8 protein-coding genes are annotated in these 12905 nt (G+C 45.0%); all 8 read left to right on the top strand.

Going from position 1 to position 12905, the window contains the following annotated elements; translation table 11 throughout:
• The coding region (locus VIP81_RS30850; RefSeq protein WP_331971103.1) for a SusC/RagA family TonB-linked outer membrane protein at nucleotides 1–1979 on the top strand (1979 nt) is incomplete at its 5' end.
• A gap of 10 nt (nucleotides 1980–1989) precedes the next feature.
• The gene (locus tag VIP81_RS30845) at nucleotides 1990–3510 is read left to right on the top strand and encodes a RagB/SusD family nutrient uptake outer membrane protein (protein WP_331971100.1); all 1521 of its coding nucleotides are present in this window, start codon (nucleotides 1990–1992) and stop codon (nucleotides 3508–3510) included.
• 12 nt (nucleotides 3511–3522) lie between these two features.
• A complete protein-coding gene (locus tag VIP81_RS30840; RefSeq protein WP_331971097.1) occupies nucleotides 3523–4386 on the top strand; it encodes a PKD domain-containing protein in 864 nt (287 codons plus the stop codon).
• 28 nt (nucleotides 4387–4414) lie between these two features.
• Nucleotides 4415–5527, top strand: coding sequence for a DUF5009 domain-containing protein (locus VIP81_RS30835; protein WP_331971094.1), 1113 nt, complete (start codon nucleotides 4415–4417; stop codon nucleotides 5525–5527).
• A gap of 296 nt (nucleotides 5528–5823) precedes the next feature.
• Nucleotides 5824–6366, top strand: a complete 543-nt coding sequence (locus VIP81_RS30830) for an RNA polymerase sigma factor (protein ID WP_331971091.1) — start codon at nucleotides 5824–5826, stop codon at nucleotides 6364–6366.
• Between the two features lie 20 nt (nucleotides 6367–6386).
• Nucleotides 6387–7526 carry a FecR family protein gene (locus VIP81_RS30825; protein ID WP_331971088.1) on the top strand — a complete coding sequence of 380 codons (1140 nt, stop codon included), beginning with the start codon at nucleotides 6387–6389 and terminating at the stop codon, nucleotides 7524–7526.
• A gap of 270 nt (nucleotides 7527–7796) precedes the next feature.
• Nucleotides 7797–11246, top strand: a complete 3450-nt coding sequence (locus VIP81_RS30820; protein WP_331971085.1) for a TonB-dependent receptor — start codon at nucleotides 7797–7799, stop codon at nucleotides 11244–11246.
• Between the two features lie 21 nt (nucleotides 11247–11267).
• The coding region (locus VIP81_RS30815) for a RagB/SusD family nutrient uptake outer membrane protein (RefSeq protein WP_331971083.1) at nucleotides 11268–12905 on the top strand (1638 nt) is incomplete at its 3' end.

Here is a 12905-nt window from a genome sequence, read left to right as displayed (position 1 = left end):
CTTTCATGAATACCAATTATAAACGGGTAAACCTGAGAGCCAATTCTACCTATCATTTTACAAAAAATATCAGTGTCACCAACAACATTAACCTGAGCGGCGCTTTCGGTAAAACGTACGACTACAACGACATGTATTACGCTTTCCTGAACATGCCCTGGGATAATCCCTACGACAGCAGCGGCAATGCCCTGTATGTAGATGGTAACTCTCCTTTTAAATGGTGGTCGCGTGATAAAGTGAATCCTATACATACCATTCAAAACTCTGAGCATCCCTATAAAAATTTTGATGTGAATTATGATATGGGATTGAACATCGGTATTACCAGCTGGCTCACCTTTGCCAGCACCAACCGCTTGTCGCTCGGCTATAATAAAAGCAAAACCTGGTATTCTTCCGAGGTAGCCGGACAGTATCATGGTGATGGTTTCCTGGATGAACAGAGCAATCTCAATTATGGCTATGTATCCAACAACCTGTTGAAAGCAGATTTTCATATGGGCGATCATCGTATCAGCGGCCTTGCTGGTGTGGCGTTTGAAGGCAGTAATGCGGAGTTGTTAGGGGCTTCCGGAAAAGGATTACCGATAGGGTTAAATGTGTTGAATGTAGTTTCCCGCAATCAACAGGTAGCTGGTAATATCAGCGAAGCGATTATACAATCGTTTATCTCACAGGTCAACTATAGCTTCCGGGATAAATATTTCCTCACCGGATCTTTCCGTGTAGATGGTTCTTCCAATTTTCCTTCCAGCAACCGCTATGCTTCTTTCCCGGCATTATCTGCCGCGTGGTTGATGAGCAATGAAGATTTTTTGAAAGACAATGACGTGTTCAATATGGTAAAACTCCGGGCCAGCTATGGGGTTACCGGTACACAGGACATCGGGTCATCCCGTTACCTGGCATTGTTTTCACTGTCGAGCAAGTATAATTCACAAACCGCTGCCACGCCTTCGCAGTTGCCCAGTCCGGACCTCACCTGGGAAAGCAAATACCAGTGGAATGGTGGTATTGATATCAGCTTGTTTAAGCGTATAGACCTGAGCGTAGACGTGTATAACAACGTTACCAAAAACCTGTTGCTGCAGGTATCACAACCGCTGTCTGTGGGCTTTGAAACCAGATGGGAAAACGTGGGAGAACTGGTGAATAACGGTGTGGAACTGGCGCTGAGCACCCTGAATGTGCGCGCCGGTAAGTTCCAGTGGCATACTGATTTTAATATCAATTTCAATACAAATAAGCTGCGGCAATTCCCCGCAAATATCATCAACACACAATCTACCTGGAGTATTTCACAGATCTACCGCAACGGTGGTAACCTGTATGAATTTTATATGCCTAAATGGCTGGGAGTAGATAAGCAAACCGGTGCACCATTATGGGAAATTGTGGACAAGGATGGCAACAGAAAATCTACCTCCGACTATGCCAGCGCCACTTACCAGGAAGTAGGATCTGCATTGCCAAAGTTCCAGGGGGGCATGACTAATACCTTTACGTATAACGGCCTTTCGCTGGGAGTGAATATCTATTTCCTTTCCGGCAATAAAGTATATAGCAACAACCTGCGCTTTGTAGAAAATGATGGTAACGAACCTTATTACAACCAGGTGAATTTACCTAAAGGCAGCAGCACCTGGAGTAAGCCGGGAGATGATGCTACAGAGCCCAGTCCGCAGAATTCAGCGAATTCAACGCAAACGTCTACACGCTTTTTGAAGGATGGTAGTTTCCTGGCTTTGCGTAACATTAGTTTGAGTTATGAACTGCCGCACGCATTGGTGAGCCGCTTAAAGATGGAAGGTGTGACCGTAGGTTTCACGGCCGACAATGTGCATACGTTCACTAATTTCTTAGGACAGGATCCGCAAACGACGATTACGCCCGGATCGCAGGTGATGCCCGGCGTATCGGATTTTAAGTATCCGAATAATCGTCAGTACCTGTTCAACATTAATTTCAGATTTTAAACTGCCTGTCATGAGATCAGCTATTATAATATTGATATTACTGCCGTTGTTGTTGTGGCAAACCGGCTGTATGAAAGACGTAAATCCCAGCGATGCGCTGACCACAGAAACCATTACCAGCTCGCCGGAGGGCCTGAGAAATGCGGTGAACGGAGCGTATTCCCTATTGAAAGATCACGTGCCTTTTAATGGTACCACGGATGATAATAACATGTACCTGCGCCAGTATTTTCAGTTGTCGGATTTTGCCAGCGATGATATTGTATGCGGACAAACAACAGAAGATCCGTTGTTCTATAGTTTTTCGCTGGATCACTCCCCCACGCAAACGAATACACGTTATTTCTGGTATATCTCTTATAAGATCATCAACGATGCGAATACGGTAATAGAGGCAGTAGAGAAGTTGTCTAACCCGGATGCATCTACGCAGCAGTTGTTGGGTGAATGTTACTTCATGCGTGCCTTCAGTCATTTTAACCTGGTGAAGTTATTTGCCATGCCGTATACCTTAAATCCTGCTGCTGCTGGTGTGATCATACGCACTTCCACCAGTGATCCGGCACAGAAGGCGCGGGCTTCGGTAGCAGAAGTATATAAACAAATTATTGCAGACGCGAGAAAAGGAGCCGACTTAATGACGCAGGCGCGAGGCGCGCAGTATGCTTCCCGCGAAGCCGCATGGGCTTTGCTTTCCAGGGCTTACCTCTATGAAGGCGTAAACGACAGCACTATTTATTTTGCCAATAAGGTGATTGATGGTGGTCGTTTTTCACTGACCAGCGCCGCTACTTATCCTGCTTTGTTTGCCAACGCGATCACCGGCAGCGAAACTATTTTTTGTGTCGCCTTTTCCAAAGAGTCGGATGACTACGGCAAATTTGGGTCTATTGCTTCCATGATTTTTTCTGATGGTAATTCCGGTTGGGGAGAAGAGTTTGCCTCCGCTTCGCTGAGAGATACCATGTCGGCTAATCCCGAAGATGTGCGCTGGCAGTATATTGTCCCTTTGACAGACGATAACGGTGCATTGCAACAGAAAAATGGGATCGACATTTATTATATCTCCAAATTCTCCGGGCAGGATGGCCGGCCTACGCTGAGTTCACCGATTATGTTTCGTTTGGCGGAGTTGTACCTGAACAGGGCAGAAGCCAATGCCAAAGCAGGCAATACCGGTGCAGCGCTGGACGATGTGGATATGATCCGCAGCAACCGGGGATTAAGCAATGCGCTATATCATCAGCAGTTGCCTGCCGGTAAATCGGCACTGGACATTGTATTAAAGGAAAGAAGGCTGGAACTGGCATTTGAAGGGCATCGGAGTTATGATCTTTACCGCAACAAAAGGCCGATGGACAGAACTTACTGGGGCTATCATTTACCCGGCCTGAAACAATCGGATATCAACCCGGCTAAAAATCCCGCTGGTTATGCCAATATGGTGATACAGCCCAATAGTACCAAGATCATCTATTACATCCCGATTGATGAAGTAGAAACGAACAAACTGTGTATCCAGAATCCTTAAAACTCCCTGAACATGCAAAAACAACTATGCTCTATATTATTGTTGCTCTGTGCAGCTACTGCCTGTAAAAAAGATGATGCCAAACCTGCGCCGGTGGTGGTATACACCATTGAAGTAGATGGCAACCAGGTAACGTTTAATAATACTACTACCGGCGCTACTTCCTGGAAATGGGATTTTGGCGATAGCACTTCGTCTACCGAGCAAAGCCCGGTGCATACTTATAAAGGTAAGGGCAAGTATGTGCCTACCCTGTATGCTACTTCGGGAGATGGGGTAACGGCAGAAGGGTCTACGGTGATACGGATTTCCAAAACATCGCCCGTGAAACTGACGGATAACAGTTTGGCCGATTGGGACACCATCAGCCAGCAGGTGATGACGGCAGGGCCTAATGGCGGCGTATTTAAAAAAGCCAAATTCGATTACGACGGACAAAATGTATACTTCTATGTGGAGATGACGGGTAAGCGGTCGGATGAAGTGATTTTCGACGTGTATATCGACAGTGACAACAATGCCGGTACGGGCCTCCTGACCTCGCTCTTCACGGATGGCGCTTATGATGTGTTGCTGGAAGGGCAGTGGTTACTGCAGTCGCCGGCTATTCCCATGACGATGTATTATCACAGTGGCGCGCAAACCGGGTTCAATTTTGACCCGCAGTCGGGTAGCAGTTTCTTTACCATAGGCACCATTGTGGAATCAAATGGAGTGATCCGTTTTGAAGGAAAACTGGACCGTTCGAAAATAAAAGGTTTTACGGGGACGGCTATACGATTGGGTATGGTGGCCACTACCAGCGATTGGGGAACTCAGTTGGGCACCATTCCGGATGAAGGCGCTCCATCTTTTTTAATAAATATGCCAGAATAATTATTAATTTAAGCCTACAATCAGGACAATGAACAGTACAACCAATGTCAACCAACGACTGATTTCCCTGGATGTGATGCGCGGAATTATCATGATTCTCCTGGCAGGGGAGAGTGCCCGCATCTATGAATCAATAGCGCAGTTGCACCCTACGGGTATAGCGGGCAGCATGATAGAACAGTTTTTTCATCATCCCTGGAATGGCCTGCGGGCCTGGGATCTGGTGCAGCCGGCGTTTATGACGATGGCTGGTTCCGCCATGTATATCTCTTATTATTATAAAACACAAAAAGGCGTTAGCTGGTCACAAAACTTCCGGCATATTGCACTACGTTGTTTAAAGTTGTTTATATTTGGTACTGCCCTCCATTGCGTATATGCCGGGAGGTTAGTATGGGAGTTATGGAATGTGCTGACGCAATTATCTGTTACTACCCTTATTGCTTACCTGATTATACGCCGTTCCTATGGTTTCCAGCTGGGTGTAAGCCTGGCACTGTTGTTGGCGACCGACCTGCTTTATCGTTTTGTTTTGATACCTGGTTATGAGCAGCCATTTGTGCAGGATCATAATTTTGGTTCTTTTATAGACATGGTGCTGATGGGAAAATTAAATGATGGTGGTGGTTGGGTGACGATTAACTTTTTACCTACTGCCGCACATACCATCTGGGGAGTACTGGCCGGGAAATTACTGATCAGCAGCCGGTCATCTGCCCAAAAAATAAAGATCCTGCTGGCAGCAGGCGTCATAGGACTGATAGCTGGCTTTGGACTGGATTGGACAGGGATTACGCCTATTATTAAACGAATCGCCACGGCTTCTTTTACCCTGGCATCCGGAGGTTGGGTGATGTTGGTACTGGCATTTTTGTACTGGATCATAGATGTAAAGCAAAATGTGCGATATGCGTGGCTGGCCACTGTGGTAGGGATGAACGCTATTTTTATTTACCTCTTTTTCGAAACGGTAGGAGTGCAATGGGTGAATGCCACCACCGGTATTTTTGTAAAAGGCTTCACTGGGATGGTGGGGGTGCCGGAAGGCGGACAGGAAATTATTTCCGCTTTCGCCGTGCTGGGACTGGAATGGGGCCTGTGCTACTGGTTATATAAGCAAAAGATCTTTTTTAAATTATAAGCTATCTACTGAAACCCCCGTGAAAAAAAGCTCCGGCATACTTTGCCGGGGCTTTACTTTTTTTTAACGCCCCCGTATGTTTTTACAATTTTATTATTTACCTTGATTTCAAATTAGAGTTCATTAGGCCAAAATCTTTAGTAACAACAGTTGGACAATGGAAGAAGTAGGGTTCTTCCAACATCTTTTTTTACATCATCGAATCGATCAACAGCTGTCCGCCATGCGGCTATCAGCATAGTCATGTGTTTATGTCACGGGTAAAGTATTATCACTAATAAGGCGGTCATTTTTAAATGAATCATTCTTCAGACATAGAATTGGTGGAACGGTTAAAGGACGGCGATGCCACTGCCTATGATGCTTTATTTATGAAGTATCATAAGCTGCTTTGCCTGAATGCCTATTGGTTTCTGCGTAATGAAGCAGAAGCGAATGACCTTGTGCAAACTTTCTTCCTGGACATTTGGGACAAAAAGTTATATCTTCAATTTAATGGTGATATCAAAGGATACCTGCATCAGGCGATTAAAAACCGTTGCCTGACACTCCTGAAAAAGCAAAAGGCAGAACGGGAACAGCAGGCCGCATTTACGCAACTACAGGACGAAACCTGTATGGGGATGCCGGAGGTTTCACCGGATTACTATAAACAATTACTGACGACGATTAATGATATGGCCATCCAAAAAAGATCGGCTATACAAATGGTATATATTCAGGGAAAGCGTTACCAGGAGGCGGCGGATGAGATGGGCATCAGTATCAATTCTTTCAAAACCCATTTAAAACGGGGACTGAAAGTGTTACGTCATGCAATCATTAATAAGGGGTATTAGCCCTCGTTTTGTTAACAATCATGGAAATAGCAACGGAAAAAATATTTGAATTATATATACAACGTTTGTCGGGAACACTCTCTGCAGAAGAAGAAAGCTATGTGCAGGAACAACTGGCGCAGGACCCTGCGTTTAAAGCGCAATGGGACCTGCTGGTAAAGGAAGATGAAAGCATGAATGCCGGTGGCTATCTGCAGACCATTGATTCCGATACCGCGCTGCATGCCATTAAAGAAGAACGAAAAGAACAAACACCGGCTAAGGTAGTATCCATAAAGAAATTCTTGATCGCCGCAGCGATGATCCTTTTGCTGGGTAGTAGCCTATTGGTATTCTTCTTCCAAAATAAAACAACCACGGTATACTATTCTGCCAGCGCGGTACAGCAACAGCAAAAGAAGGCGATTCGCCTGGTGATGAATCATGGGGAGGCCATTGAGCTGAGTAAAGACAGCACCAAAACAATCGCATTAAATAATGCCACCCTGAATACCGGCAATGGCGGTTTACAGTATACATCTTCAGATACCGTACAAAATACGCTGGATGTACCTGCAGGAGAAAATTATAAATTAACCTTGTCCGACGGCACGGAGGTATGGCTGAATGCCGCTACCCGTTTACGTTTTCCTTTTCATTTTGGTCCCTCCACCAGGGAAGTATATGTAGAGGGAGAAGCTTACTTTAATGTGGCAAAGGATGCGCAGCGTCCTTTTGTGGTGCGTACTGCACTGAACAGCGTGCAGGTGTTGGGCACTGCCTTTAATATTAATACTTATCAGGCCGGCAGCGTGAAAACCTCGCTGGTATCAGGTAGTGTGATTGCCCATGGTAAGGGGAATGAAAAACAAACCCTGCAACCGGGTATCCAGGCCGATTATGGCGCTGGTAAAGGATTTAAGACCAGTCATTTTGATGAAGAAGAGGTATCCTCCTGGCGCAACGGGGTATATTATTACCACCGTATGCCATTGGTGTCGCTGATAGAAGAAGCCACCCGTTTCTATGGGATGCGCTTTGTTATAGATAAAGATAAATTTGCCGGCAAATCCGTTACCGGATTAATGGACAGGAACAGGTTGGATGATTTTTTATCTGACCTTAAAACTACCGCGCAGGTGGAATATCAGGTATCCGGCAGCGAAATTATTCTCAGGTAAATATTTTCCGTATCACGCCATCAGATTGTCATCCGTTTTTACGAAAACAGGTAGTTACATTGCTGTTTTTTCGCGTGCCTTGTAAAGAAGGTCGTGTTCTTCCCCACTTATTTTAATACGCAAACAGGTCAGTCACCATGAATTTTTCTTTTCTTAAAAAAAAGTGAAGGTTTCCTGTCACCCGTTTTTGCAAAATCGATGTAGTTCTATTGATAAGCATTTGTAAATGCCATTTGCTGTATAATCGTTTTAACTTGTAAACATTCCCGAATGAGAAAAAGTATACGCCACTGTCAACTGGCTATGCGAAGAGTGGTACGCTTACTGGTGCTATGCGGCCTTGTATGCGCTTCTTTTTTCAATGTGCAGGCACAAACTCCCACGCCTTCGTTACAGTCTATTGTTACGGTTACGGGAAATGACGTTTCACTGCTGCAGGTATTCCGTGCCATTAAAAAGCAAACGGGTCTTACGCTGGTGTACAGTAATCAGCTGCTGAATGACGGCGAGAAAATTTCGCTCAATTTCCAGCAGGCAAAGCTGGATGAGGTGCTGACGTTTATTTTCAAAAGTAAAAACATCAGCTATGTCGTACAGCGCAACCGCATCGTATTGGATAAAAAGGCGACTGCAACGGAACCTGTTACTGCCGCACCTGCCGCTACCGGCGAAAAACAGCCAGAGTGGCTGATCCGCGGGTTGGTGATGGATGCCGATGGTAATCCTTTACCTGGTGCTACGGTTACGGTGAAGGATACCAAAAAAGGTACCGTTACCGATGTAATGGGCGTTTTTTCCATCAATGCCAACAAAGATGATATCGTGAAAGTGGCGATGATGGGCATGAACCCGGAAGAAGTGAAAGTGGCCAGTCAGCGAACATTGAAGGTGAGTTTATCAGCGAAAGTTGATAAGCTCAATGAAGTAGTGGTAGTGGGATTTGGCAGCCAGAAAAAAGTAACCGTAACGGGCGCCGTTTCCACCGTGAATATGGGGGATATGCAAACGCCTGTGCGCACGCTGACCAACGCGCTGGTGGGTAAAGTAGCAGGTGTCATCTCCATGGCGAGTGTTGGCGGAGAGCCGGGTTATGATAATCCCAACTTTACGATCCGGGGTATAGGTACTTTTGTGGGTAGTAATTCTCCGTTGATTATTGTAGATGGCGTACAACGGGAGGATGTTAATAGCACCTATGGTGGTGCCTTTAATAATATAGATCCGGAAGACATACAGAGTATTTCCTTGCTCAAAGATGCTTCCGCTACTGCTGTATACGGGGCTAAGGGGGCTAACGGAGTATTAATTATTACTACCCGCAGAGGGGTAGCTGGTAAACCCAAAGTATCTGCCAAAGCGGAAACAGGCTACAGTGGTTTAACCATATTGCCTAAAATGCTGGATGGTGTGAATTATATGAAGATGTATAATGAAGCACGGGCGAATGCAGGTGAGCAACCCGCCTATTCAGATGAAATTATCAGAAAAACAGCCAGCGGACTGGATCCTTATATGTATCCCAATGTAAATTGGATCGATGCTATTTATAAGAACTGGGCCACGATGGCCAATGCCAATGTAAATGTAAGTGGTGGTGGTGAAGCCATGCGATATTATGTATCAATGTCGTTTTATAACCAGGATGGACAATATAATGTAAAAGATATCAACTATAATCCCAATCTGAATTTCAAAAGATATGATTTCAGGAGTAATGTAGACCTGAATGTCACCAAAACAACACTGCTTTCCCTCAACCTGGCTTCTATGCTGGTAAATAGCCGTTTTCCGGGTAACTCTGCCGGGGCTATCTGGTATGCTACTTATGGCACCAATCCTATTTCTTTTCCGGTTACCTATCCTGATGGAAAATGGGCCGGACCTATCAACAATGGTGGAGCCAATCCCTTCAATCTGGTACAGAACTCAGGTTACAGCACGGAGTTCAAACCATCTATTCAATCCGTGTTATCCCTCAATCAAAAACTGGATGCATTAACAGAAGGATTGAGCGCCAATGCACGTTTTTCTTTCGATACTTATAGTGAATTTGATAATAGCAGAAAAGGCCAGAATGCTCTCTGGTATGCTTCCGGTAGAAATGAAGATGGCAGTTTTGTATTTGGTGCACCAGTGAGAACAGGTGATACTTATCTGAACTATGAATCATCTTCTTCTGGTGAGCGCATGATGTACCTGGAAGGTAGCCTGAATTACGATCGTAGTTTCGGCAAACATAATTTTGGTGGATTACTGGTAGGTAGTATCAGGAATCGCCTGCGGGGTACTGCCGGAGATGCCATTGCGGCTATTCCTTACCGCAACCAGAATGTAGCAGCCAGGGTAACTTATTCTTATATGGATAAATATCTGGCCGAAGCAAATATGGGGGCCACCGGTTCTGAAAATTTTGAAAAAGGAGAGAGATGGGGATACTTCCCGGCAGGATCTGTTGGTTGGGTCATCTCCAAAGAAAATTTTTTCGAGCCATTGACCAAAGTGGTGAATCTGCTGAAAATCAGAGGATCTTTCGGTATGACTGGTAATGATCAAATTGGCGCCGGTACGAGGTTTGGATATTTAACAGTATATAATACCGGTGCGGGTGGCGTCTCTTTTGGAAGTGCCGGCACACCCACTTATCACAATGGTATTGCTGCCACCGTGATGGGCACTGAAGGGCTGACCTGGGAAAAATCAGCCAAAACGGACATCGGGCTGGAAGTTGGTTTCCTGAATAAGTTAAGCATGGTAGTAGATCTTTTTCAGGATAAAAGAACGGCTATCCTTGTTGGACGGAGTAGCATTTCCCCTATCGGAGGTTATTCTTCGACCAGTATTTACGGCAATATAGGTGAAATGGTAAATAAAGGAATGGATGCCAGCCTGGAGTATACAGATCATATAGGAAAGGACATCTCTTTGCGTGTATTCGGTAACGTTACTTACGCCAAAAATAAGATCCTCTATGCGGATCAACCTAAAGCGATATTCCCTTATCAGCAGCGGGAAGGACATAAGTTTGGTGAGTTCTACGGTTATCAAAGCCTTGGATTATTTACTTCTGACGATGATGTGGCCAAAAGTCCTACTCAATCCAGAGTGGTGTATCCTGGTGATGTAAAATACGCCGATCTGAGTGGTGATGGAAAAATTAACGGAGATGACCAGACCTATCTGGGAAAATCAAGTTTCCCTACCTGGTCATACGGTTATGGTTTCAACCTGGGGTACAAAAAATTTGAGATCTCTGCCATTTTCGCCGGAGTAGGGGATGTAGGTATTATGGCCAACGGTACAGACCTGGCAAGGGATGGCGCCGGAGCGCCGGGAGTAGGTATTGTACCTTTTGCAGGGATGGGACAATATCCCGCCAGTGTACTCGAAGATATCCTGAACCGGTGGACACCTGAAAATCCAAGTCAGAATGTACACTACCCAAGAGTTACAGTAGCTAATACCAACGACAATAACTATGTAAATAGCAGCTGGTGGGTGAGAGACGGCAGTTTTATGCGCCTGAAACAAGCGACCCTCAGTTACTCTTTTATCACCCCGGACATGAAACGAAAAGGCATCAGCAGTTTGCAGGTATATACTACCTGTACCAACATGCTTACGTTTTCGAAGTTTAAATTATGGGATCCTGAACTGGGCAATAATGCCGCCAAGTATCCTTATCCCAAAACAGTTACACTGGGTGTAAGAGCGCAATTTTAATCAAGCAAAAATGATCATGTTATGACCAGATATAAATACCTGTTACTTTTTTTTATTGGTATTAGTTTAATGACACTGGGGTCTTGTTCTAAATACCTGGATAAAAAGCCGGACAATCTTTTAACCGACGAGCAAATCTGGCAAACCAGGGTAAACGCAGAAGCCTATCTGAGTAATATTTACAGCTACAGGGCTGGTGGCGGTGATTATTCCAATATTGGTGCAGCAGATGAACTTTCCGTATGTATTCCCAGTACCACTGTAAGGTATATGGTGGGTGGTAACTGGAGTCCGTCTGATTGGTACTTTTACAATTGGGGTGGTTATTATACCGGTATCCGTCAGTCTTTTATTTTTGAGGAGAATATAGATAAGGTGCCGTCCATTGAGATGAGTAATGAGCTGAAGGCACAGTATAAAGCAGAAAACCTTTTTCTGCGGGGCTATTTTTACTGGATGTTGTTAAGACAGTATGGGCCGTTTGTAAAGTTAACAGGCACCATGAGTCAGAATGACGACTATAATAAACTTACAAGAGCGCCATTTGATGACTGTGTAGCCCATATTAATGAGCTCATGGATGCTGCAGGAAAAGGGTTGCCTTTTGTCTGGAATGCAGGTAATAATGGCCGTGCCAGCAGGGGCGCGTGCATGGCCATAAAAGCAAAGGTGGCACAGTGGGCTGCCAGCCCTTTATGGAATGGTAATCCCCGGTTTGCCAATTTCAAAAATCAGGATGGAACGTCTTTGGCGCCCGCGAGTTATGATCCTAATAAATGGCGCATTGCAGCAGCAGCAGCCAAAGCAATCATTGACTCAAATATTTATAAGCTGTTCACTAACCTGGATAACGGGGGAAGGGAGTTTAATCCATATGAATCTGTTCGCGATGTATTTCTGACTTCCTGGAACAATGAAATTATCCTGGCCACTATGAACTGGGATCGCTGGGGATATACCAAGTGTGCTTCACCTGGCCCGGCAGGTTATAACTTATATAATGCTACGCAAAATGTGGTAGATGCATTCTATATGAATGACGGTAAAACAATTGATGATCCTACCTCTAAATATGTGGAAACAGGCTTCTCCCAAAGCTGGGGAGATAAGCCATGGGAGCAAAGTAAAGGGGACTGGAATATGTACGCCAATCGGGAACCCCGGTTCTATGCTTTTATCGGTTATAACCGCCGACCTGTTGTAGCCGCGGTGTCTGCAGATGACCGGAATTATTTCTCCTCAGACAATAATAAGAATGACAGCGGCAGAATAGAGTTGTACTACGGTGGTAAATCAGGCATGTCAGGTCAGGGAAATAACCTTATCACCGGCTATGTACCTAGTAAACTTTTGAGCCCCAATGATAACATACGGACGATGGTCAGTGGTGCTTACCGTTCTCCGTATATTCTTATCCGTTATGCTGAAATATTACTGGATTATGTAGAAGCATTGAATGAATATGATCCAGGTAATGCGGATATTGTAACCTACCTTAATCAGGTGAGAACCCGCGCAGGTTTACCCGGTATAGAAAAAGTATACCCAGGTGCAGTGGGCAATCAGACAGAAATGAGAAAATATATTCTAAAAGAAAGACAGGTAGAATTCTGTTTTGAAGGCGACCGCTATTACACACTGATCCGCCGTTTGCTCATG

Origin of the sequence: Chitinophaga sp., assembly GCF_036566945.1 — a bacterium.
Taxonomy (GTDB): Bacteria; Bacteroidota; Bacteroidia; order Chitinophagales; family Chitinophagaceae; genus Chitinophaga.
The sequence above is the reverse complement of the archived record's forward strand: the minus strand, read 5'-3'. Positions and strand labels throughout refer to the sequence as shown.

Bases quoted from the DNA above. Each gene is read 5' to 3' on its own strand.
- VIP81_RS30845 (WP_331971100.1), top strand. From the start codon at position 1,990: ATGAGATCAGCTATTATAATATTGATATTACTGCCGTTGTTGTTGTGG.
- VIP81_RS30825 (WP_331971088.1), top strand. From the start codon at position 6,387: ATGGAAATAGCAACGGAAAAAATATTTGAATTATATATACAACGTTTG.
- VIP81_RS30835 (WP_331971094.1), top strand. From the start codon at position 4,415: ATGAACAGTACAACCAATGTCAACCAACGACTGATTTCCCTGGATGTG.
- VIP81_RS30840 (WP_331971097.1), top strand. From the start codon at position 3,523: ATGCAAAAACAACTATGCTCTATATTATTGTTGCTCTGTGCAGCTACT.
- VIP81_RS30820 (WP_331971085.1), top strand. From the start codon at position 7,797: ATGAGAAAAAGTATACGCCACTGTCAACTGGCTATGCGAAGAGTGGTA.
- VIP81_RS30830 (WP_331971091.1), top strand. From the start codon at position 5,824: ATGAATCATTCTTCAGACATAGAATTGGTGGAACGGTTAAAGGACGGC.